General features: G+C 71.3%; 20 protein-coding genes and 2 tRNA genes. 15 read left to right on the top strand and 7 right to left on the bottom strand.

All coding sequences use genetic code 11. From position 1 onward, the window contains the following. Window positions 1-38 precede the first annotated feature (38 nt). Window positions 39-809, top strand: a complete 771-nt coding sequence (locus ACQPZF_RS34470) for a fumarylacetoacetate hydrolase family protein (RefSeq protein WP_433264230.1) — start codon at window positions 39-41, stop codon at window positions 807-809. 257 nt (window positions 810-1,066) lie between these two features. Here ACQPZF_RS34470 and ACQPZF_RS34465 read toward each other — a convergent pair whose 3' ends face one another. Continuing rightward, a complete protein-coding gene (locus ACQPZF_RS34465; RefSeq protein WP_433264228.1) occupies window positions 1,067-2,311 on the bottom strand; it encodes an FAD-dependent oxidoreductase in 1,245 nt (414 codons plus the stop codon). An 87-nt stretch (window positions 2,312-2,398) separates the two neighbouring features. Between ACQPZF_RS34465 and gltX the strand changes: the two genes are divergently transcribed. The 4 genes from gltX (at window position 2,399) to ACQPZF_RS34445 (ending at window position 5,060) form a co-directional block, all read left to right on the top strand. After that, a complete protein-coding gene (gene gltX / locus ACQPZF_RS34460) occupies window positions 2,399-3,886 on the top strand; it encodes a glutamate--tRNA ligase (RefSeq protein ID WP_433264226.1) in 1,488 nt (495 codons plus the stop codon). Window positions 3,887-3,990: 104 nt separating this feature from the next. Beyond that, a complete protein-coding gene (locus ACQPZF_RS34455; protein WP_433264224.1) occupies window positions 3,991-4,728 on the top strand; it encodes an HAD family hydrolase in 738 nt (245 codons plus the stop codon). Window positions 4,729-4,832: 104 nt separating this feature from the next. Further along, window positions 4,833-4,904: transfer RNA gene (locus ACQPZF_RS34450), tRNA-Gln, on the top strand. Window positions 4,905-4,987: 83 nt separating this feature from the next. Continuing rightward, window positions 4,988-5,060: transfer RNA gene (locus tag ACQPZF_RS34445), tRNA-Glu, on the top strand. Window positions 5,061-5,266: 206 nt separating this feature from the next. Here the strand turns inward: ACQPZF_RS34445 and ACQPZF_RS34440 are convergent. Next, window positions 5,267-5,968 (bottom strand): IclR family transcriptional regulator, encoded by a 702-nt coding sequence (locus tag ACQPZF_RS34440; protein ID WP_162470707.1) that lies wholly within the window; start codon window positions 5,966-5,968, stop codon window positions 5,267-5,269. A 69-nt stretch (window positions 5,969-6,037) separates the two neighbouring features. On the opposite strand from ACQPZF_RS34440, the gene leuC reads away from it, so the two are divergent. The 3 genes from leuC (at window position 6,038) to ACQPZF_RS34425 (ending at window position 8,939) form a co-directional block, all read left to right on the top strand. Continuing rightward, complete coding sequence (leuC, locus tag ACQPZF_RS34435; RefSeq protein ID WP_433264222.1) at window positions 6,038-7,441, top strand: 3-isopropylmalate dehydratase large subunit; 1,404 nt, start codon at window positions 6,038-6,040, stop codon at window positions 7,439-7,441. Window positions 7,442-7,454: 13 nt separating this feature from the next. Then, on the top strand, window positions 7,455-8,057 hold the full coding sequence (leuD, locus tag ACQPZF_RS34430) for a 3-isopropylmalate dehydratase small subunit (RefSeq protein ID WP_433264220.1): 603 nt from the start codon (window positions 7,455-7,457) through the stop codon (window positions 8,055-8,057). Between the two features lie 207 nt (window positions 8,058-8,264). After that, window positions 8,265-8,939 carry an HU family DNA-binding protein gene (locus ACQPZF_RS34425; RefSeq protein ID WP_433264218.1) on the top strand — a complete coding sequence of 225 codons (675 nt, stop codon included), beginning with the start codon at window positions 8,265-8,267 and terminating at the stop codon, window positions 8,937-8,939. 416 nt (window positions 8,940-9,355) lie between these two features. Here the strand turns inward: ACQPZF_RS34425 and ACQPZF_RS34420 are convergent, their stop codons facing one another. From ACQPZF_RS34420 to ACQPZF_RS34410, 3 genes are all read right to left on the bottom strand, one after another. Further along, on the bottom strand, window positions 9,356-10,264 hold the full coding sequence (locus ACQPZF_RS34420; RefSeq protein WP_433274844.1) for an NUDIX hydrolase: 909 nt from the start codon (window positions 10,262-10,264) through the stop codon (window positions 9,356-9,358). Further along, entirely contained in the window at window positions 10,264-12,531 is a 2,268-nt protein-coding gene (locus tag ACQPZF_RS34415) for an RNA degradosome polyphosphate kinase (RefSeq protein WP_433264216.1), read from the bottom strand. Before ACQPZF_RS34415 ends, ACQPZF_RS34420 begins: the two co-directional genes overlap by 1 nt. A 229-nt stretch (window positions 12,532-12,760) precedes the next feature. Beyond that, window positions 12,761-12,955 (bottom strand): hypothetical protein, encoded by a 195-nt coding sequence (locus ACQPZF_RS34410; protein ID WP_433264214.1) that lies wholly within the window; start codon window positions 12,953-12,955, stop codon window positions 12,761-12,763. A gap of 91 nt (window positions 12,956-13,046) precedes the next feature. Here ACQPZF_RS34410 and ACQPZF_RS34405 point away from each other — a divergent pair, with 91 nt between their 5' ends. Further along, a complete protein-coding gene (locus ACQPZF_RS34405; RefSeq protein WP_433264212.1) occupies window positions 13,047-14,621 on the top strand; it encodes a hypothetical protein in 1,575 nt (524 codons plus the stop codon). Between the two features lie 28 nt (window positions 14,622-14,649). Here the strand turns inward: ACQPZF_RS34405 and cofC are convergent, their stop codons facing one another. Continuing rightward, complete coding sequence (cofC, locus tag ACQPZF_RS34400; protein ID WP_433264210.1) at window positions 14,650-15,252, bottom strand: 2-phospho-L-lactate guanylyltransferase; 603 nt, start codon at window positions 15,250-15,252, stop codon at window positions 14,650-14,652. A gap of 88 nt (window positions 15,253-15,340) precedes the next feature. Here cofC and ACQPZF_RS34395 point away from each other — a divergent pair, with 88 nt between their 5' ends. The 4 genes from ACQPZF_RS34395 (at window position 15,341) to ACQPZF_RS34380 (ending at window position 18,795) form a co-directional block, all read left to right on the top strand. Continuing rightward, window positions 15,341-16,042: a lysophospholipid acyltransferase family protein gene (locus ACQPZF_RS34395; protein ID WP_433264208.1), complete on the top strand. Its 702-nt coding sequence runs from the start codon at window positions 15,341-15,343 to the stop codon at window positions 16,040-16,042. Window positions 16,043-16,061: 19 nt separating this feature from the next. Continuing rightward, on the top strand, window positions 16,062-17,048 hold the full coding sequence (locus ACQPZF_RS34390; protein WP_433274842.1) for an NAD(P)H-dependent glycerol-3-phosphate dehydrogenase: 987 nt from the start codon (window positions 16,062-16,064) through the stop codon (window positions 17,046-17,048). After that, complete coding sequence (locus ACQPZF_RS34385; RefSeq protein ID WP_433264207.1) at window positions 17,045-18,118, top strand: cystathionine gamma-lyase; 1,074 nt, start codon at window positions 17,045-17,047, stop codon at window positions 18,116-18,118. The genes ACQPZF_RS34390 and ACQPZF_RS34385 overlap by 4 nt, the downstream gene beginning before the upstream one ends. A gap of 209 nt (window positions 18,119-18,327) precedes the next feature. Continuing rightward, the gene (locus ACQPZF_RS34380; protein WP_433264205.1) at window positions 18,328-18,795 is read left to right on the top strand and encodes a cysteine dioxygenase; all 468 of its coding nucleotides are present in this window, start codon (window positions 18,328-18,330) and stop codon (window positions 18,793-18,795) included. Here ACQPZF_RS34380 and ACQPZF_RS34375 read toward each other — a convergent pair. Then, window positions 18,779-19,426, bottom strand: coding sequence for a pyridoxamine 5'-phosphate oxidase family protein (locus ACQPZF_RS34375; RefSeq protein WP_433264203.1), 648 nt, complete (start codon window positions 19,424-19,426; stop codon window positions 18,779-18,781). The two genes, ACQPZF_RS34380 and ACQPZF_RS34375, sit on opposite strands and share 17 nt — an antisense overlap. A gap of 67 nt (window positions 19,427-19,493) precedes the next feature. On the opposite strand from ACQPZF_RS34375, the gene ACQPZF_RS34370 reads away from it, so the two are divergent. Together ACQPZF_RS34370 and ACQPZF_RS34365 are read left to right on the top strand one after the other, a co-directional pair. Further along, window positions 19,494-20,876 (top strand): PLP-dependent aminotransferase family protein, encoded by a 1,383-nt coding sequence (locus ACQPZF_RS34370; protein WP_433264201.1) that lies wholly within the window; start codon window positions 19,494-19,496, stop codon window positions 20,874-20,876. A gap of 36 nt (window positions 20,877-20,912) precedes the next feature. Next, entirely contained in the window at window positions 20,913-21,983 is a 1,071-nt protein-coding gene (locus ACQPZF_RS34365) for a D-alanine--D-alanine ligase family protein (RefSeq protein ID WP_433264199.1), read from the top strand. Window positions 21,984-22,417 lie beyond the last annotated feature (434 nt).

Below are 22,417 nucleotides of genomic sequence, written 5' to 3'. Positions count from 1 at the left end.
CCGGGTGCCGCCGCAAGCCGCCGGTTAGGGTGATTCCCGTGCGCATTGCCCGTATCGCCCAACCGGATGGCCTCGCTTTCGCCGCGATCGAAGGCGACGGCGACGACCTGACCGCTGTCGAGATCGCCGACGACCCGTTCGCGAACCCGACCTTCACCGGCCGCAAGTGGCCGCTCGCCGACGTCCGCCTGCTGGCCCCGTTCCTGCCGCCCAAGATCGTGTGCATCGGCCGCAACTACGCCGAGCACGCCGCCGAGCTGGGCAACGAGGTGCCGGCGGAACCGCTGATGTTCCTCAAGCCCAACACCGCCGTGATCGGGCCCAACGCGGAGATCAAGCTCCCGGCGGTGTCCGAGCGGGTCGACTTCGAGGGCGAGCTGGCCGTCATCATCGGCGTCGGCGGTCGGGACATCCCCGCGTCGCGGGCCCGGCAGTCGGTCCTCGGCTACACCATCGCGAACGACGTGACGGCGCGCGACCTGCAGAAGACCGACGGGCAGTGGACCCGCGCCAAGGGGTTCGACACGTTCTGCCCGCTCGGGCCGTGGGTGGAGACCGAGTTCGACCCGTCCGACGTGGCGCTGCGCACCGAGGTGGACGGCGAGGTGAAGCAGAACTCGCGGACCTCGCTGCTGATCCACGACATCGGCGAGCTGATCGAGTACATTTCGGCCGTCATGACCTTGCGGCCACTCGACGTCATCCTCACCGGCACGCCCGCCGGCGTCGGGCCGCTCGCCGCCGGGCAGACGGTTTCCGTGACGGTGGAAGGGCTCGGCACCCTGACGAACACCGTGGCGAACCGCTAGCCACACCCCAGGGGCGGCTCCCGCGTGGGAAGTCGCCCCGGGTCCTGCGGGACTCGCGGCAACGGCGCGTCGGACAACGTCGGCGGCCGGAAGTCGCCCCGGGGTCGGCGGCGCCTCTGTGTCGGACTACGTCGGCGGCCCGGAAGTCACCCCGGGGTCGGCGGCGACTCTGTGTCGGACAACGTCGGCGGCTCGGGTCCTGCGGGGTCAACGGCTATGGGCGTGTCGGCCGCCCGAAGGCCCCTGAGGCTAGCGGGCTAGCTCCGCTCGATCCTCTCCGGGGTGCGGCGGGCGAAGGCCGGCGCGTGCTCGGGCCGCAGCCCGATCGCGATCAGGTACGCCGGGATCGCCTGCAACCACGGGAACCGCTGCAACGCCGCCACCGGGCGCGGCGCCCGGCCGTTGGCGATCTTCGACTTCCCGTCCAGCGTGGGCCGCAGGAACGCGTTCTGGATCAGCCGCTGGAACGTCTGCGTGACCGCGGTCGGGAACCACCGGCGCCGGCGCACCTTCGCCAGCTCCTTCGCCGTGAGCCGCCCCTCCCGCAGCGGACGGGCCACGATCCGCGCGGCGGCGACCGCGTCCTGCACTGCCAGGTTGATGCCGACGCCGCCGATGGGCGACATGGCGTGCGCGGCGTCCCCGATGCACAGCACGCCCTCGTCGTGCCAGCGCCGCAGCCGGTCCAGCTTCACGTCCAGCAGCTTCACGTCGTCCAGCGACTCGATGGTCTCCAGCCGTTCCGCCACCCACGGCACGAGCTTCACCACGCGCTCCCGGAACGCCTCGATCCCCTCCGCCCGCAGCATCTCGTCGGTGCCCTTGCGGATCAGGAACGCGGTCTGGAAGTACTCACCCCGGTTGATCAGCACCAGCCCCGTGCCGCGGCCGAACCTCCCCACACCGCCCTCGGGCTCGCCGGGGTTGCGGGGCAGCCGGAACCACCACACGTCCATCGGCGCGCCGAACGCGTGCACCGGCAGCGCGGCCTCCCGCCGCACCAGCGAGTGCCGCCCGTCGGCCGCCACGACCAGGTCCGCCTTCAGCGCGACCTCGCCCTCCGGGGTGCGGTAGCGGACCCCGTCGACCCGGCCGCCGGACTTCAGCAGCCCGGTGAACTCCGCGTTCATCCGCAGCGTGAAGGACTTCTCGCGCCGGCCCGCGTCCGCGATCAGGTCCAGGAAGTCCCACTGGGGCACGAACGCGATGTGCTTGTGCGGCCCGGGGAGCCGGGACAGGTCGGCCACCCGCTGGAGGCCGCTGTCCAGCAGCACCTCCATCTTGTCCACGAGCTGGTGCGGAACCTCCGCGAACGACGGCCCCAGCCCCAGTTCGTCCAGCAGCGTGAGCGTGGACGCGTGCACCGTGTCGCCGCGGAAGTCGCGCAGGAAGTCGCCGTGCTTCTCCAGCACCGTCACCTCGACGCCCGCGCGGGCCAGCAGCAGCCCGCACACCATGCCCGCCGGACCGCCCCCGACGACCACGACCGTGGTCCTCTCCATGATCCCCACCTCTTTTCAACGGTAGTTGAATAAGTTCAGGATGCTCCTGTCGGCGACGCCGGTCAAGGCGGATACGCTGATCGGGTCATGAGCGCATCCGCAGTCACCCCAGAGGTCCGTGTCCGCTTCTGCCCGTCGCCGACCGGCACACCGCACGTGGGCCTGATCCGCACCGCCCTGTTCAACTGGGCGTACGCCCGCCACACCGGCGGCTCGATGGTGTTCCGGATCGAGGACACCGACGCGGCCCGCGACTCGCGGGAGTCCTACGAGCAGTTGCTGGAGGCCATGCGCTGGCTCGGCCTGGACTGGGACGAGGGCCCCGAGGTCGGCGGCCCGCACGGCCCGTACCGGCAGAGCGAGCGCCGCGACGTCTACGCCGACGTGGCCCGGAAGCTGCTCGACGCGGGGGAGCTGTACGAGTCCTTCTCCACCGCCGAGGAGATCGAGGCGCGGCGCAAGGCGGCCGGCCAGGACCCGAAGCTGGGCTACGACGGCTACGACCGCGACCTCACCGACGAGCGGAAGGCCGCGTTCCGCGCCGAGGGGCGCGAGCCGGTGCTGCGGCTGCGGATGCCCGACGAGGACTTCACCTGGGACGACCTGATCCGGGGTGAGATCACGTTCAAGGCGGGCGCCACGCCCGACCCGGTCCTGGTGCGCGCCAACGGCGACCCGCTCTACACGTTCACGAATCCGGTGGACGACGCGCTCATGCGCGTGACGCACGTGCTGCGCGGTGAGGACCTGCTGCCGTCCACTCCGCGCCAACTCGGCCTTTATGCCGCGTTGCGGCGAATCGGCGTGACCGATTCCACCCCGCGCTTCGGGCACCTGCCTTACGTGATGGGCGAAGGCAACAAGAAGCTGTCCAAGCGGGATCCCCAGTCGAACCTTTTCCTCTACCGGGAACGGGGATTCCTGCCGGAGGGATTGCTCAACTACCTCGCGCTGCTCGGCTGGTCGATCGCGGACGACCGGGACATCTTCACGGTCACCGAGCTGGTCGAGGCGTTCACCCTGGAGAAGGTCAGCGCCAACCCCGCCCGGTTCGACCTCAAGAAGGCCGAGGCGATCAACGCCACGCACCTGCGCGCGCTGCCCGTGGAGGAGTTCGTCAGCCGCGTGCTGCCGTACCTCGCGGCCGACGGACTGCTGGTGGACCCGACCGACGAGCAGTTGACCACGTTGCGCGGAGTGGCCCCCCTCGTGCAGGAGCGTCTGGTCGTGCTGTCCGAGGCGTCCGGCATGGTGCGGTTCCTCTTCACGGACGAGGAGTCGTTCGCCCCGGAGGAGGAGTCGGCGGCCAAGGTGCTGGGCGAGGACGCGCGCCCGGTGCTGACGGCGGGTATCACCGCTCTGGAGGCACTGGAGGAGTGGACGGCGGCCTCGATCGAGGAGGCGCTGAAGACGTCTCTTGTGGACGGTCTGGGCCTCAAACCGCGCAAGGCGTACGCGCCGGTGCGGGTTGCCGTGACGGGCCGTACCGTCTCGCCACCTCTGTACGAATCGATGGAGTTGGTCGGTCGGGATCGCTCGATCGGGCGATTGCGTCGGGCGCTCGGGGCAATCTGACTGGTGCCTTCGGGGGCTCCAGGGGTGCTTGACCGTGCAAGAACACGGAGATATCACCTCTCTGGTCGAGTCGGACGAGGGGCGCTCGCACCTAGCCTCACTGGGTGACAACCGCAGCCCCGACCTTCACCCCCCGGAGAACCGGCGAGATCCGCGCGGTGAGCCTCGATGTGGACGACACGCTCGTCGACTACAGCACTTCGTCGCGGGCCGCGCTCGCCGCGATGGTCGGCAACGCCGACAACTGGACGTTGTGGCAGCGCATCACCGACGACCACTGTTCCCGGCTGCTCGCGGGCGAGCTGGAATACGAGTCGATGCGCAACATCCGCACCCGCGCGTTCTTCGCCGCGCTCGGCGAGGAACTCGACTTGGCCGAGGCGACCCGGCGCGAGCTGTACCGGCAGGACGTGCTCGCGGCCGGCTGGCGGCTGTTCCCGGACGTCGTGCCCTGCCTGGAATGGCTGCGCGCCACCGGATTGCCCCTCGCCGCGGTGAGCAACGCGTCCGGCCGCCACCAGCGTGTGAAGATCGCCACGCTCGGCCTGGCGCAGTATTTCGACACCGTGCTCATCGCCGGTGAAGTCGGCGCGGCCAAACCGGACCGCGTGATCTTCGACACCGCGTGCGCCGACCTCGGGGTGTCCCACCGCGACACCGTGCACATCGGCGACCGCCTGCACGCCGACGCCATCGGCGCGCGCGACGCCGGGATGAAGGGCGTGTGGCTCAACCGGCAAGGCCCGCGCGAAGGATCGCTGCCCACCGGCATCGCGGCCATCAGCAGCCTCGCTGAGCTGCCCGAACTGCTGGTCTGCGAGCTGTCGGCGGCCTCCGCCTGACCCCGATTTCCGTTCCGCCGGGCACTTGGTCTACTATTCCTCCCGGCGGAACGGACAGCCCCTCGACAGCCCAGGTTGCCGAGGAAGTTGATCGGGAAAGCCAATGGGGTATGGTGTAATTGGCAGCACGACTGATTCTGGTTCAGTTAGTCTAGGTTCGAGTCCTGGTACCCCAGCAGCGGCGGTAGAAAATCCAGTGTGGTAAGCTACTGCGGCAAGAAACAACTAAATCGCTCGACGAGATCGAGCAAAAACCTAGGGCCCCGTCGTCTAGCGGCCTAGGACGCCGCCCTCTCAAGGCGGTAGCGTGGGTTCGAATCCCATCGGGGCTACAGATTGGCGGATCCCTGTGTCGGCATGCGACACGGGGATCTTTCGCATTCGCATTGGGGGTCCAACCCCCAAACCCCGGCCGGGGCTTGCCCCGGACCCCGACGTGCGCGTGCCGGCCTAGCCCAGCGGGGGTGGAAGGGGGACGGCAAGCCGCCCTCAGGGCCGTGGCTGCTGAGGGCGGGTGTCGGGTGTCGGTGTGTTGGGGTTAGAGGCGGGTTTGTAGGGCTTCTGCGGCGGCTAGTAGGTCGGCTGCCCAGCGGGCTCCTGGGCGGCGGCCCATGCGGTCGATGGGGCCTGAGACGGAGACTGCGGCCACTACGGAGCCGGTGCTGTCCCGTACCGGGGCTGAGACGCTGGCCACGCCTGGTTCGCGTTCCGCGACGCTTTGGGCCCAGCCTCGGCGGCGCACCTCCAGGAGGGTCCGCTCGCCGTAGACGGCGTCCGCGAGCACCGACCGCTGGGTGCCTGGATCGGCCCACGCCGCCAGCACCTTCGCGCCCGAGCCGGCCGTCATCGGCAGTCTGGCTCCAATCGGGACGGTGTCGCGCAGACCGCTCGGCGGTTCCGCCGACGACACGCAGATCCGCTGCATTCCATCCCGCCGGTAAAGCTGCACGCTCTCCCCGGTGATGTCGCGGAGCCTCGGCAGCACCGAGGACGCCGCGTCGAGCAACGGGTCCGTGGCCCCGCCCGCCAATTCCGCCAGTGCCGCGCCCGGACGCCACCGGCCGTCCGAACCCCGTCGCAGCAACCGGTGCACTTCGAGCCCCACTGCCAACCGGTGCGCGGTTGCGCGAGGCAAGCCCGTCCGGTTGCACAACTCGGCGAGCCCACACGGATCCTTTGCGACGGCGTTCAAGACAGCCACTGCCTTGTCCAGCACGCCGATCCCGCTATGCTGTCCCACAAGCCGATACTAACTTCCCACTGTCTGGGAAGTCCAGATCTATCGACCGTCCAGATACTGGGAGAAGCGATGAGCCGCACGCTCGCGGAGAAGGTGTGGGAAGCGCACGTGGTGCGCCACGGCAGTGGTGCGGAGCCCGATCTGCTCTACATCGACCTCCACCTGCTGCACGAAGTCACGAGCCCGCAGGCGTTCGACGGCCTGCGCCTGGAGGGCCGCCCGCTCCGCCGACCCGACCTGACCATCGCCACCGAGGACCACAACGTCCCGACGGTCGACATCGAACTGCCGATCGCCGACCCGGTGTCCCGCACCCAGGTCGAGACGCTGCGCAAGAACTGCGCCGAGTTCGGCGTGCGGCTGCACCCGATGGGCGACGCCGAGCAGGGCATCGTCCACGTGGTCGGCCCGCAGCTCGGCCTCACGCAGCCCGGCATGACCGTGGTCTGCGGCGACAGCCACACCTCCACGCACGGCGCGTTCGGCGCGCTGGCGTTCGGCATCGGCACGTCCGAGGTCGAGCACGTGATGGCCACCCAGACGCTGCCGCTGAAACCGTTCAAGACCATGGCGATCACGATCGACGGCACGCTCCGGCCCGGCGTCACGGCGAAGGACGTCATCCTCGCCGTCATCGCCCGGATCGGCACCGGCGGCGGGCAGGGCTACGTGCTGGAGTACCGGGGCAGCGCGATCGAGGCGCTGTCCATGGAAGCCCGCATGACCGTCTGCAACATGTCGATCGAGGCCGGGGCGCGCGCCGGGATGATCGCGCCGGACCAGACCACGTTCGACTACCTCCAGGGCCGTCCGCACGCGCCGTCCGGCGCGGACTGGGACGCCGCCGTCGAGTACTGGAAGTCGCTGCGCACCGACGAAGGCGCCGAGTTCGACGCCGAGGTGCGGCTGGACGCCGACGAGCTGACCCCGTTCGTCACGTGGGGCACCAACCCCGGGCAGGGCCTGCCGCTCGCCGGCCGCGTGCCCGACCCGGAGGCCATCGGGGACGAGAACGAGCGCGTCGCCGCCGAGAAGGCGCTGGCGTACATGGGGCTGGAGCCCGGCACGCCGCTGCGCGACATCCACGTCGACACCGTGTTCCTCGGCTCGTGCACCAATGGCCGTATCGAGGACCTGCGCGCCGCCGCGGACGTCCTGCGCGGGCACCGGGTCGCCGCCGGCGTGCGGATGCTCGTGGTCCCCGGCTCCATGCGGGTGCGCGCACAGGCCGAGTCCGAGGGGCTGCACGAGGTGTTCCTGGCGGCGGGCGCCGAGTGGCGGCAGGCGGGGTGCTCGATGTGCCTCGGCATGAACCCGGACCAGCTCAAGCCGGGCGAGCGCAGCGCGTCCACCTCCAACCGCAACTTCGAGGGCAGGCAGGGCAAGGGTGGCCGCACCCACCTGGTCTCGCCACTCGTGGCCGCCGCCACCGCCGTGCGCGGCACCCTGTCGTCGCCCGCCGACCTGGTCTGAGGAGCTAGCAGAGATGGAAGCGTTCACCACGCACACCGGCGTCGGGGTGCCGCTGCGGCGGTCCAACGTGGACACCGACCAGATCATCCCCGCCGTCTACCTCAAGCGCGTCACCCGCTCGGGTTTCGAGGACGGGCTGTTCGCGGCCTGGCGCGGCGACGAGCAGTTCGTGCTCAACCAGGAACCGTTCCGGGCGGGCAGCGTGCTGGTCGCCGGACCCGATTTCGGCACCGGCTCCTCCCGCGAGCACGCCGTCTGGGCGTTGATGGATTACGGCTTCCGGGTGGTCATCTCCTCCCGGTTCGCCGACATCTTCCGCGGCAACTCGGGCAAGCAGGGCCTCGTGGCGGCCCAGTGCGAGCAGTCCGATGTCGAATTGCTGTGGAAGCTGCTGGAGAACGAGCCCGGCACCCGGGTGACCGTGGACCTCACGAAGAACACTGTTGTGGCCAAGGACTTCACCGCGCCCTTCACGGTCGACGAGTACACCCGCTGGCGGCTGCTGGAGGGTTTGGACGACATCGCGCTGACCCTGCGGCACGCCGACGACATCACCACGTTCGAGCGGAACCGCCCAGGTTGGTTGCCCACCACCGAACCGGTGCCCGGACGGTAGTCGGCAGGGGCCGGATTCCCCCTCTGCCAGCGGGAATCCGGTTCCGGCGGACCCCTTAGGGGCCGTTCCGGTGTCCCTCGACAGGTCGTAATTGCCCACGCCACAACGAAAAATCTGGCGTGGCGATTGGTATTTCCTTGCATATGGGCTTACCGTGGCCATCAGTCGGCCCGACTAGGGCCGTGAGCGTCCTGGGAGGGACTGAAGGTGAACAAGGCCCAGCTCATCGAGGCGCTCGCCGAGCGCCTTGGCGACAAGAAGAACGCCGCTGCCGCTGTCGACGGGCTCGTCGACGTCATCGTTCGCAGCGTCCACAAGGGCGAGAAGGTCAACATCACCGGTTTCGGTGTCTTCGAGAAGCGGGCCCGCGCGGCCCGCACCGCTCGCAACCCGCGCACCGGTGAGACCGTGAAGGTCAAGAAGACCAACGTTCCCGCGTTCCGCGCGGGTTCGACGTTCAAGGACGTCATCAGCGGCACGAAGAAGCTGCCGAAGGCCACGGCCGCCAAGCCGGCCGCCTCGGCCGCGAAGTCCGCCGCCGCCACGAAGACGGCTGCCTCGACCAAGGCGCCGGCGACCCGCAGCACCACCGCGCGTACCACCACTACGCGCACCGCGCGCAGCACGACCGCGCGCACGGCCGCAGCCGCGACCAAGGCCCCGGCGACCCGCCGGACCACCGCGGCCGCAAAGCCCGCTGCCACCGCCACCAAGGCCCCCGCCGCGAAGGCGGCCACGGCCAAGGCGACGACGGCGAAGGCCGCCACGGCAGCCGCCCCGAAGGCAGCCGCGGCGAAGAAGCCGGCCGCTGCCAAGGCGACCACGGCGAAGGCCACCACGGCCAAGAAGCCGGCGGCGAAGAAGGCCGCGGCCAAGAAGTGACTCCGGCCGGGTAGTGGCCCGGCGGGAGAAGCGTCAACCACGCTCAGGGCCCGGTGCGGACGCGCACCGGGCCCTAGGCGTGTCCGGAGTAAGGAACCGGCGTGGGCAGTGCCACGACACCCAGCCGGCTTACCGCTGAAGGTCGGCTTGAAGCGCCACGCAACGGGATGATGGCTTCCAGTGGCCCTGAAACGGCTCCTGGCGGCGGTACTTCCCCTTCACGGCAAGTACCGCCGGGCCGCTCTCCAAGCCGGATACCGGGCGCCTGAGCCCGAAACCGGCCGCCTGGCCCGATTCGCCGCCGCCACACCGGATTCGCTCGGCCACCCACCACCGGCAGCCCGGCCCCACTCGTTCGGCCCAACATTCCCGGCCGAGGCGAAACCCCGCGAATACGGAACCCGGCCAACGCGGAATTACGGATTGGGAGTCGCCAAAGGGCTGGGCAGGTAGTGCGCCGACACCAGCCGAGGCCAGCTACCCGTGTCCGATGTGGACCACCCGGGCGCCGGCCGGTGGAACGACAGCAGCCACACGCTGCCCTTCTTGCACGGCACCTCGGCCAGCGGCAGCCCGGACAAGGACGCCAGCGTGGACACCACGTCCGGGATCACGCCGCCCTGGCTGCACACCACCGGCACGCCCACCCCGTCCGCGATCTCCAGCAGGCGCACCAGCCCCGCCTCGCGGTCCGGCCAGTAGCCCTCCTCCGACAGCCGGTGCTCCAGCAGCACCCCCACGCCGAGGCGGTCCGCCACGCCCTGCACGGTCTCCACGCACCGCACGCGCGGAGCCGAATGGACGCGGGACGGCGCCCACAGGGGGAGCAGGGAGCGCAGGCCGGCCGCCTGCCGCCAGCCCGCCGGGCTCAACGGGCGCAGGTCGTCCTCGCCCGGCCAGTGGTCGCGCTTGCCGGCCTTGGCGTGCCGCACCAGCAGCACGGTCGCCAGGTCGGCGGGCGTGGCGGCGAACGTCGCCAGGACCTCGCGGTCGGTGTCCCGGGTGACCAGGTCCGCCGCCGCGTCGACCGGCAGCCAGCGGAGTTCGTCCACCTCGTCGTTGGGCGTGAACGACCCGCTCTCGGCGCGGGCGCTGAAGAAGTCGACGGTCTTCGGCTTGCCGAACGCCGTGTACCGCACGGTCGTCAGGTGCCGGCCGAGCACGGCCCGGTACCCGGTCTCCTCCAGCACCTCCCGCACGGCCGCCTCGGGCACGGTCTCACCGGGGTCGAGCTTCCCCTTGGGCAGGGACCAGTCGTCGTAGCGCGGCCGGTGGACGACGGCCACGGAGCCGTCGCGCCACAGGACGGCGCCGGCCGCCCGGATCACCCTTGTGCGCGGTGCACGCGCAGCAGCTCGGTCTGGTGGTCGCGCACCCGGCTGCCGTCGGACGGGGACGCCTCCCACTCGCCGTCGGGTTGCAGCACCCAGCACCGGGTGGTGGGCTCCAGCGCCGAGTCGAGGATGTCCTCCAGCTTCGTGACGAGCTTCGGGTCGGTCACCCGCACCTGCACCTCCACCCGGCGGTCCAGGTTCCGGTGCATCATGTCGGCGCTGCCGATCCAGTGCTCGCCGCAGCCGACGAAGTGGAACACCCGCGAGTGCTCCAGGAAGCGGCCCAGGATGGACCGCACGTGGATGTTCTCCGACAGGCCCTTGATGCCCGGCTTCAGCGTGCACACCCCGCGCACCACGATCTCGACCGGCACCCCCGCCTGCGACGCCCGGTAGAGCGAGTCGATGACCTGCTCGTCCACCAGCGAGTTCACCTTGATCCGCACGCCCGCCCGCTCACCGGAGCGCGCCAGCTCGACCTCCCGCTCGATCCGCTCCACGATCCCGCGCCGCACGCCGTAGGGCGCGACCAGCAGGCTGCGGTAGTGGTCCTGCCGGGCGTAGCCGGTGAGGACGTTGAACAGGTCGGTGAGGTCGGCCCCGATGGTCTGCTCGGCGGTCAGCAGGCCCATGTCCTCGTACAGCCGCGCGGTCTTCGGGTTGTAGTTGCCGGTGCCGATGTGGCAGTACCGCTGGATGCGGGAGCCCTCCTGCCGCACCACGAGCGACGTCTTGCAGTGCGTCTTCAGGCCCATCAGGCCGTAGACGACGTGCACGCCCGCCTTCTCCAGCGCCCGCGCCCACTTGATGTTGGCCTGCTCGTCGAACCGCGCCTTGATCTCCACCAGCGCCACGACCTGCTTGCCCGCCTCGGCCGCGTCGATCAGCGCGTCCACTATCGGCGAGTCGCCGGAGGTCCGGTACAGCGTCTGCTTGATGGCCAGCACGCGCGGGTCGGCCGCCGCCTGCTCGATGAACCGCTGCACCGAGGTGGAGAACGAGTCGTACGGGTGGTGCACCAGCACGTCGCCCTCGCGCAGGGTCGCGAAGATGCTCTTGGGCGTCTCCCGCTCGCCGAAGGCGGGGTGCGTGGCGGGCACGAACGGCGCGTCCTTGAGCTGCTTGCGGTCCACGCTGTGGAGCTGCCACAGGCTGCTCAGGTCCAGCAGCCCCGGCACCTGGACGACGTCGTGCGGGTCGACCTCCAGCTCCCGCAGCAGCCGTTCCAGCATGTGCTCGGTCATGTCGTCGGCGATCTCCAGCCGCACCGGGGGACCGAACCGGCGGCGCACCAGCTCCCGCTCCAACGACTTGAGCAGGTCCTCGTCCTGGTCCTCCTCGACCTCCAGGTCCGCGTTGCGGGTCACCCGGAAGGCGTGGCACTCGATGACCTCCATACCGGTGAACAGGTCGCCCAGGTGCGCGGCGATCAGCTCCTCCAACGGCAGGAACGTCGCCGTGGGGCTGGTGCGGTCCTGCTCCACGCGCACCAGCCGCGGCACGTTGTCCGGCACCTTGATGCGGGCGAACCGCTCCGCGCCGCCTTCGGGGTCGCGCACCGTCACGGCCAGGTTGAGCGACAGGCCGGAGATGTAGGGGAACGGGTGGGCGGCGTCCACCGCGAGCGGTGTGAGGACCGGGAACACCTGGTCGCTGAAGTAGTTGGTCAGCCGCAGCTTCTCGAAGTCGGTCAACTGGGTCCAGGTGACGATGCTGATCGCGTGCTTCTCCAGCTCCGGCCGCACGTGGTCGAGGAACGCGCGGGCGTGCTGCTCGACCAGTTCCTGGCTGCGCTTGGAGATCGCGGCAAGCTGCTCGCGCGGGGTGAGGCCGTCGGCGCTGCGCACGTTCAGGCCGGTCTCGTCGCGGCGCTTCAGGCCGGCCACCCGGACCATGTAGAACTCGTCCAGGTTCGACGCGAAGATGGCCAGGAACTTGGCCCGCTCCAGCAGCGGCTGGGAGGCGTCCTCGGCGAGCGCGAGCACCCGGGCGTTGAAGTCCAGCCAGGACAGTTCGCGGTTGAAGTAGCGGTCGTCGGGCAGGTCGGCCTGCGCCTCGGTCGCGGTGACGGCGGGCGGCGAGCTCGGGAACGAGCGCGGCGGCGTCTCGGGCTGGGTCTCGGCGCGGGTGTCTTCGCGTCGGACGGCCGGACGCGGGCGGCGGCGGGGCGCGCTGCCGGCGGGTTGCGTCCGCGGCGTCCTCGTCCGTCGCTTGGGCGCGGGCTGTTCGGGGGTGTTGTCCGTGCTCACGGATGGCATTGTTCCCCACAACGGGCGGCCTCGCGCTGATCGCAGCCGACGATGAGATGAACACCGCGTCACACCGGACGCGGCGGCACGCGGAACTCTTCGTGACGCCGAACCCCGCGTCCCACCCGATTGTTCGCGCCACCGAACCCCACACGCCGGACGGTGCGGCAAGCGTGCTCCCGTCGAGGCCTGTCGGCGAGCGCGGTCCCGACGAGTCGGAGGTCACGCGGGCCGTGCGTCACACCGGGCGTCGGGCCGCGCGGACGGTGCCGTCGGGGGCGCGGTCGAGCGTGACGCGCTGGCCGGGGCGCAGCGTCCGCCAGCCGCCCTCCGCCACGGCCGCGGCCGGGACCTCCACCAGCACCCCGTCGTCGCGCAGCACGGTCGCCGAGCCGTCCGGGTGGTGCGCGCTCACCGTCGCCTGCTCCGCCACGGCGGGCAACGTTAGCCGATCGGAGGTGGTGGCCCCGGTCGCGCACCTGACACGCTCCGCGATATCCCCATCACCGAAAGGAGTGGCGGGCATGAAGGTTCTGGCAGGGGTGGTCGCCGGGGTGCTCCTCGGCTTCGTGGGCTTGGGCAGCGCGACAGCGGCGCCTGTCCCCGACGCACCGGTAGGGCAGGAGGAGCCGGCCGGCTCCTCGGGCAGCGGCCTCGCGCCGGCGGCGAAGAACGTCGAGCTGCGCAAGGCGATCCCGGACACCGTGGGTGCGATCTCCATCAACTTCGTGCAGTACCGGCACCGCGACGTGATGTTCGTCAGCGGCACGTTCGGCCTCAAGTCCTACGACGTGACGAACCAGGACGACCCGAAGCTCCTGGACCACTTGACGAAGAAGGAGCTGGCGCTGCCGGGCGACGACCCGGAGCAGCGCTTCTGGGAGAACGAGGACGTCACCGTCGACCCGAAGCGCAAGCTGGTGTTCCTGGCCCGCGAGCGCAACGCGTTCGGCCGCCAGCCGGGCAACGAACGGCCGACCGGCGTCTACATCGTGTCGGCGAAGGACCCGGCGAGGCTGGAGCTGATGAGCTTCGCGTCGATGGGCACCGGCCACATCACCACGTGCATCAACGACTGCAACTACCTGTGGACCACGGGCTACGACGGCACGCCGTCGAACGACCCGGACAGCTACCGCCGTTCCGGCAAGGTGTTCGTCACCGACCTGCGCGACCCGCGCAACCCGAAGACCCTGGCGACGTACGTGGACCTGAACCGGAACCAGGGCGAGACGCACATGACCCACGACGTCCAGGTGGACGGCGCGGGCATCGCGTGGGTCGCGGGCACCGGCGGCACCCGCGGCTACCACACGCGCGGCTGGCACCGAGACCCGTTGACCGGCAAGGTGCGCGAGGCGACGCCGTACAGCCCGGTGCCGTACGCGGGCGGCGGGGTGCCGAAGCTGGACATGCCGACGTCGTTCTCGCACAACTCGTTCCGACCGGTCGGCCGCACCCTGCACGACGGCCCGAAGCCGACCCGCGAGCACCCGGCGGGCAGCCTGCTGCTGCACACCGAGGAGGCGTTCGGCTCGGCGACGTGCAAGGACCAGGGGCGGTTCGTCATCTCGTCGCTGGACGGCTCGACCAACGGCGAGTCGTGGCGGGCCACGCCGGACAAGCCGTTCACGATGGAGACGGTCGGCATCTGGAGCCCGGACGACCAGGACGGCACGGTGCCCGGCCCGGACGTGTTCTGCTCGGCGCACTACTTCGACGTGCACAAGCGGATCGTGGCCTACTCGTGGTACGAGCAGGGGACGCGGTTCCTGGACATCACGGACCCGAAGAACCCCATCCAGGTGGCCTACTGGCGGCCGGACGGCGCGGTCTCGTGGGCGCCCTACTTCCACCGCGACCGGGTGTTCCTGGCGGACTACGGCCGTGGCGTGGAGGTGCTGGAGCTCGGCAAGGGCGCGTACGACGCCCAGGCGACGCACACCAACGTGACGCTCAAGACCGAGCCGGTGGCGGCGTCGTTCCGGTCCACCGACGGCCCGCGCAAGCGCTTGCCGCTCGTGCCGCACCCGGACTACGGGCACGCGTGCCCGATGCTCAGCGGCCGTGGTTGCGGTGACGGTTCGGCCTGCTGCTGACGGAGTGGACCGCTGACCGGCCGGACTGCTAGCAGACTGGGCTGAGGGCCTCGCAGGTGCGGGGCCCCAGTCCCAGTCCGGCGGCCAGCCCCAGGTCCTCGGCGGTGTCCACGTCGTTGCGCAGCGACGGCCACGGCCCGACCAGCGTCCGCGCGTCCGCCGCGTGGGCCGCCGCCGACCCCGCCCCGAACCTCGGGTCCAGGTCCGCGCCGGGCGCGGAGAGCAGCAGCGTCGTGCCGGTGCCCTGCCGGTCCGGGCAGAACGCCCGCCCCTCGGCGGCGTCGAGGGCCAGCTCCAGCTCGTCGGTCCGCAACGCGGGCAGGTCGGCCTGGAGCGCGCCCACCACCGAGTGCCGGTCCCGCCGCCGCAGGACGGCCGCGCCGAACCGCAGCGCCTCGTTCAGCCCCTCCGGTCCGGGGATCGAGCCCACGCCCATCGCCCGCAGCTCCGCCGCCACGGCCCGGTCCTCGGTGATGGCGAGCACCCTCCGCACGACCGGAAGCGCGGCGGCGATGGTGTCCAGGGCGAACGCCAGCGCCAGCGCCGGCCGGTCGTCGGTCACCCCCACCAGCCGCGTCTTCGCCCGTTGCAGGGTCTTGACCGGCACCACCAGGTCCACATCGGCACGCACACCGCCATACTCCCCGATGTCGACTGGACCTCGCCGGGACTCGCGGGGAAGACTCCAGGCGAACCGCGGGTGACGAAAGGGCAGGACATTGGCCAAGGAGAAGGGCGGCTTCTGGGTGGGGGTCGCCGCGGCGGCGTTCTACCCGGCCACCGCGTTGATGGCGCGGCGGCGCAACGAGGGCGTGGAGTGGATTCCCAAGACGGGCGGCGCGCTCCTCGTGATGAACCACGTGTCCCACCTGGACCCCGTCTACGACGCGGTGTTCACCCACAAGCAGGGGCGCGTGCCGCACTTCCTGGCCAAGCACAGCCTGTGGAACGTCCCCGTGCTCGGGACCGTCATCAAGGGCGCGCGGCAGATCCCCGTCTACCGGGGCACCGCCGACGCCCAGCAGAGCCTGCGCGCCGCGCACGAGGCCCTGGAGAACGGCCTGCTGGTGATCATCTACCCCGAGGGCACGATCACCCGCGACCCGGACGGCTGGCCGATGACGTCGCGGACCGGCGTGGCCCGGCTGGCGCTGGAGCACGACGTGCCGGTCATCCCGGCCGCCCGCTGGGGCACCCGCGAGGTCTACGACCACTACCGCAAGAAGTTCCGGCCGCTCCCGCGCAAGACCGTGGTGACGAAGGTCGGCGAGCCGGTCGACCTGTCGGCGCACCGCGTGAAGCCGCAGTCGCTCGCGGTGCTGCGCGAGGTGACCGACCTGCTCATGGGCGAGGTGAAGGACCTCCTGGCCGACATCCGCCAGGAGCCCGCGCCCGACGGCTTCTACTCGAAGAAGAGCTGACGTGGAGCGCGTCGCGGTGATGGGTGCGGGGTCGTGGGGGACGGCCTTCGCGAAGGTGCTGGCCGACTCGGGCACGGACGTGGTGCTGTGGGCGCGGCGGGCGGAGGTGGCCGACGAGATCACGCGGTCGCGGGTGAACTCGGGCTACCTGCCGACCACGGTGCTGCCGGAGAACCTGGTGGCGACCGCCGACGCGGGGAAGGCGCTGGACGGGGCGCAGGCCGTGGTGCTGGGCGTGCCGAGCCAGACGTTGCGGGCGAACCTCGCGCAGTGGCGTGCCGCGCTGCCGCCCGGCGCGACGCTGGTCAGCCTGGCCAAGGGCGTGGAGCTGGGCACGCTGAAGCGGATGAGCGAGGTCGTCCGGGAGGTCGCGGACGTGCCGGAGGACCAGGTCGCGGTGGTGTCCGGGCCGAACCTGGCCAAGGAGATCGCGGCCGAGCAGCCGACCGCGACGGTCATCGCGTGCACCGACCACGACCGGGCGGTGGACCTCCAGCACGCGTGCTCGAACGCGTACTTCCGGCCGTACACCAACGTGGACGTGGTCGGCTGCGAGCTGGGCGGGGCGTGCAAGAACGTCATCGCGCTGGCCTGCGGCATGGCGGCCGGGCTCGGGTTCGGCGACAACACGATGGCGTCGATCATCACCCGCGGGCTGGCCGAGACGGCGCGGCTGGGCGCGGCGCTGGGCGCGGACCCCCTGACGTTCGCCGGTCTGGCCGGGCTGGGCGACCTGGTGGCGACCTGCGCGTCCCCGCTGTCCCGGAACCGGTCGTTCGGCGAGCGGCTGGGGCGCGGCGACACCGTGGCGCAGGCCCAGGACGCCGCGCACGGGCAGGTCGCGGAGGGCGTGAAGTCGTGCTCGTCGATCCGGGAGCTGGCCGCGCGGCTGGGCGTGGACATGCCCCTCACGGACGGCGTGCACCGGGTGTGCCACGACGGGCTGGACCCGCGTGCGCTGACGGCGGCGCTGCTGGGCCGGGAGCGCAAGGCGGAGCGGCAGTGAGCACTTCCGGCGGCGAATGGGGCGACGGCACGCGGGTGGTGCACTCGGTGTCGGCCGTGGCGGGCGAGCCGTTCCTGGCGGGTCCGGTGTTCGCGTCGGCCTACCACCTGGGCGGTGACGACACCTACGGGCGTGCGCACAACGCGACCTGGCGGGCGTTGGAAGCCGCGCTGGGCGGGTTGGACGGCGGCGAGGCGGTGCTGTTCCCGTCCGGGATGGCGGCGATCTCGACGTTGCTGCGGGTGGTGCTCGCGCCCGGTGACACGGTGGTGCTGCCGGCCGACGGGTACTACCTGACCCGGACGTTGGCCGCCGAAATGCCCGTGGAGGTCGTGGCGGCGCCCACCGCCGGGCCGTATCCGTCGTTCGACGGAGTGCGGCTGGTGCTGCTGGAGTCGCCTTCCAACCCGGGCCTGGACGTGTGCGACATCGCCGCGCTGGCCGCGCGGGCGCACGCGGCGGGCGCGTTGGTGGCGGTGGACAACACGACCGCCACCCCGTTGGGTCAGCGGCCGTTGGCGCTGGGCGCGGACATCGTGGTGGGCAGCGACACGAAGGCCGTCGCCGGGCACAGCGACGTGCTGCTCGGGCACGTGTCCACAGTGGATCACGTGCTGGCGGACCGGATCCGGGCGGCGCGGACGGTCGGCGGTGCGATCCCCGGCCCGTTCGAGGCCTGGCTGGCGCATCGCGGACTGGGCACATTGGACCTGCGGCTGGCGCGGCAGGCGGAGAACGCGGCGGCGTTGCACGAGGCGTTGAAGGGGCGGCCGGAGGTCTCCGGGCTGCGGTGGCCGGGCGCGCCGGAGGACCCGGCGTTCGAGGTGGCGTCACGGCAGATGCGGCGGTTCGGCGGGGTGCTCACGTTCGTGCTGCGCGACGCCGACGCGGTGGGCGCGTTCCTGGAGCGGTCGCGGCTGGTGGCGGCGTCCACGAGCTTCGGCGGCCTGCACACGACGCTGGACCGGCGCGCGCAGTGGGGCGACCCGGTGCCGGAAGGGCTTGTGCGGATGTCGGCCGGGTGCGAGGACACGGCGGACCTGGTGGAGGACGTGCTCCAGTCGCTCTAGTGGGTGACGCGTGTTCCAATTCGTGGGACGTGGTTGCCCGGCGCGGGCGGCGCTGTCAGGCTTTGCCCATGTCTTTCCGCGCCATGATCGACGGGCGGGGTCACATCGACCTCAGCCTGGTCGCCAGCGCGCTCTGTCCTTCTCGGTGATCCACCTGCGTCCCGCAGGCCTGTGACGCCTGCATTCCGCACTTCCCCCGAGAAGGAACCATGTTCGCCGTTCCGGAGAACACGATCGCCCTGCCCCAGTCGCACGCCGCGCTGCACCCCGTGCGGATCGCGCTCGACATGGCGGCACGGCGCGAGCGCTGGGCCCACCTGCTGCGCTACGACCCCGACAGCCGCTTCTCCACGCTGGTCGAGAAGACCGCCGAGCAGGAGGTCTGGCTGATGGGCTGGCTGCCCGGCCAGCACACCGACCTGCACGACCACGGCCCGACCACCGGCGCGTTCACGCTGGTCAACGGCTCGCTGACGGAGATCGTCGCGCCCGGCCGCACCCAGGTGCTGCACCACCTGACAGCCGGCCAGTCCCGCGTGTTCGGCCCCGACTACGTGCACCAGGTGCGCAACGACGGGCCGGACCCGGCCGTCACGATCCACGTGTACCGCGACGGCGGGCGCACCATGCGGCCGTACCGGTTCGACCCGGTGGACGGGGCTACCGCCGTCCGCTGACGTGCCCGGGGACGTCCCAGTCGCCGACCAGCAGCGGGTCGGGCTCCGGCTCGCCCCAGGAGGTGCGCAGCGGCAGCACGCCCGCCCACCTGGCGTTGGCGGCGACGTCCTCGTCCTCGTCGCCGGGCGGGCCGCTGCGGATCTTCACCGACGCCTCGGCCAGGCCCAGCGCGAGCACCGAGGTGGCGGCGAGTTCCTTCGGTGTGGGCCGGCGGGCGTAGTCCCAGGAGCCGGGCGCGAGGTGCTCGGTGAGGACGCGCAGCGCGTGCGTCTTCTCGTCGGGGTCGGTGACGGGCACGGCGGTGCCGTGGACGACGGCCGCACGGTAGTTCATCGAGTGGTCGAACACCGAGCGCGCGTAGACCACGCCGTCGAGGAGCGTCACCGCCACGCACACCGGCACCCCGGTCGCCGCCTCGCGGAGGCTGCGCGCGCCCGTGGAGCCGTGCAGGAACAGGGTGTCGCCGTCGCGGCCGAAGCCGGTCGGCAGGACCAGCGGCGCGTCGTCCACCACCACGGCGAGGTGGCAGACCAGGGCGGCGTCGAGCACGGCGTGCAGGGCGTCCCGTTCGGTCACGGCGCGGTTCTTGCCGCGCTTGATCGTGCTGCGGGGCGTCGGTGACAACGTCATGTCCGCAGCTTCACGGGTAAAGTGGCATTCTTCAAGAGCCAATTACTGGCTGACCGAGGAGGCCGCTTTGTCCGAGACGGCGTTGCCGGTCACGTTGGACCGGGCCTCCGGCGAGCCGTTGGCCGTGCAGCTCGCGGATTCCCTGCGGGCGGCGGCGGCCGACGGGCGGTTGCGCAGCGGGGACCGGCTGCCGTCGACCCGTGCGCTGGCCGAGCGGCTGGGCGTCAGCCGGACCGTGACGGCGGCGGCCTACGAGCAGTTGCACGCCGAGGGCTGGATCGCCGGGCGGCACGGGTCGGGCACCTACGTCACCACGACACCTCCCGGCTCCTTCAAAGGACGTCCGCGCCGCGCGTCCGCGCCCGAGCCCGCCGTCGACGTGATCGACTTCGCGCCCGGCGGGCCGTGGGCGGACGGCTTGGACCGGGCGGCGTGGCGGCGGGCGTGGCGCGCGGCGGCGGATGCCCTGCCGTTGTTCCGCCCCCAGCGGGGCGGCCTGCCCGAGTACCGCGCGGTGGTCGCCGAGCACCTGTTGCGGCACCGGGGGTTGGCGGTGCGCGGCGGGTTGCGCGCGGAACTGGTCCTCGCGACCGGCGGGACCACGGCGGCGTTGGTGGAACTGGCGGCGGCGGTGCTGAAGCCCGGTGACGTGGTGGCCGTGGAGGAACCCGGCTACCAGCGTGCCGTGTGGGCGCTGCGGTCGGCCCGGATCAAGGTCGTGCAGGCCCCGGTGGACGAGGAAGGGATGCTCGTGGAGGGCGTGCCGGAGGGCGTGCGGGGCGTCTACTGCTCGCCGGCGCACCAGTACCCGATGGGCGGCCGGATGTCGGCCGGCCGCCGGGTCGCGTTGGTGGAGCGGGCCCGTCGGGAGGGGTGGCTCGTCGTGGAGGACGACTACGACGGCGAACTCCGTTATGACGTAGCGCCGCTGCCGTTGCTCGCGGCGTTGGCGCCCGATGTGGTGGTGCACTTGGGGACCACCAGCAAGATCCTCACCCCGACGCTGGGCGCGGGGTGGATGGTCGCGCCCGAGCCCATCGCCCTGGAGGTGCTGGCCCACCGGGATCGGACCGGCACCAGTCCTTCGGCGGCGGGGCAACGGGTGCTGGTCGAGCTGGCCCGGACCGGCGATCTGGGGCGGCACCTGCGGAAGCTGCGCCGGGAGCTGTCCGAGCGCAGGGCGCTGGTCGCCTCGACCCTCGCCGCCGCAGGGGTTTCCGTGCTCGGCGACGACGCCGGCGCGCACGTCGTCGTGCTGCTGGACGACGCCCAGGCGGAACGGGACCTGTTGGCCGCCGCCGAAGCGCGCGGCCTCCGCCTGGACGGCCTGGCCCGGCACCACGCGGGCCGGCCCAAGGTGTTCGGCGCCGCGATCGGGTACGGGGCCTGCTCGCGGGAGCAGTTGATGGCCGCGCTCCCGGTGCTGGTGGAGCTGCTCCGTCCCGTCTGAGCAGCCGGTTACGCCATCCGGGTAGGGTCGGAAACCATGACTCGACGCAAGACCAAGGTCGCCGTGGTGTTCGGCGGGCGCAGCAGCGAGCACATGATCTCCTGCCTGTCCGCCGGCAGCATCCTCCCGCACCTGGACCGGGACCGCTTCGAGGTCGTCCCGGTCGGCATCACCCACGGCGAAGGCCGGTGGGTGATCGGCGCCGACGACACCAAGGCGCTGGAGGTCCGGAACCGGCAGTTGCCGACGGTCAACTCGCTGGTGCCCGTGTCGGGCGGCGAGCTGGTGCCCGTGTCGCCGGACGAGGCGCTGACCGACGTCGACGTGGTCTTCCCCGTGCTGCACGGGGCTTGGGGCGAGGACGGGACCATCCAAGGTCTGCTGGAACTCGCGTCCATCCCGTACGTAGGACCCGGCGTGCTGGCGTCGGCGATGGCGATGGACAAGGAGTTCACCAAGCGCCTGCTGCGCGGCGCCGGTCTGCCCGTGGGCGAGTTCGCCGTCCTGCGCCGTGACCAGGACACGCTGTCCATCGACGACCGGACCCGGCTCGGCCTGCCGGTCTTCGTGAAGCCGGCCAGGGCGGGCTCGTCGGTCGGCATCTCGAAGGTGGTCGACTGGTCGCACCTGGACAGCGCGATCGCACTGGCCCGGAAGACGGACCCGAAGGTGATCATCGAGTCCGCCGTCGCCGGCCGCGAGGTCGAATGCGGCGTGCTGGAATTCCCCGACGGCCGGGTGGAAGCCTCCCTGCCGGCCGAACTGCGCATCGTCGGCGGAGAGGTCGACTGGTACGACTTCGACGCCAAGTACCTGGACGACGTCTGCGAGTTCGACATCCCGGCGAAACTCGACCCGAGGATCACGGCGGACCTCCGGGAAATGGCCGTCACGGCGTTCCGGGCACTCGACTGCCAGGGCCTGGCCCGAGTCGACTTCTTCATCACGGACTATGACGAACTGGTCCTCAACGAGGTCAACACCATGCCCGGCTTCACGCCGATCTCGATGTACCCCCGGATGTGGGCCGAAACCGGTGTCGATTACCCGACTTTGCTCACCACGCTCATCGAGACGGCACTCGCCCGGGGCACCGGCCTGCGCTGAAACGACGCGAGCACAGCGGCCCAAGGCTTGCGCGAGCACGGCGGCCTGAGGCTTGCGCGAGCACAAAGAAGGGGCCTCGTGTTCTCCCCGTATGGCCTGCCCGCAGGGAACCGCGCTTGTCAAGGAGGTGCAAGCACGCTTTTCGCTTGCGCCTCCTTGACAAGTGTGGTGGTCTTTGACCAGGCCATACGGGGAGAACACGACGCCTTGCCCTTCCTCCCCGGAGGCCTGCCAAGCGGCGAGCGTCGCTTTTAATCTTCTCGACTCAGAGCGGTCGCGATCGCGCTGAGTCGAGAAGCTACAAGCGTCCTCGCTCGCCGGACAGGCAGGCCGCCAAGGATGTACACAAAAGCAAGACTCGGGCGTCGTGCCATCCCCGCATGACCTGGTCAAAGACAACCACCCTTTTCCTGGGGATGCAAGCGAAAAGCGTG

Source organism: Actinosynnema sp. CS-041913 (genome assembly GCF_050942485.1).
Classification (GTDB): domain Bacteria; phylum Actinomycetota; class Actinomycetes; order Mycobacteriales; family Pseudonocardiaceae; genus Actinosynnema.
The sequence above is the reverse complement of the archived record's forward strand: the minus strand, read 5'-3'. Positions and strand labels throughout refer to the sequence as shown.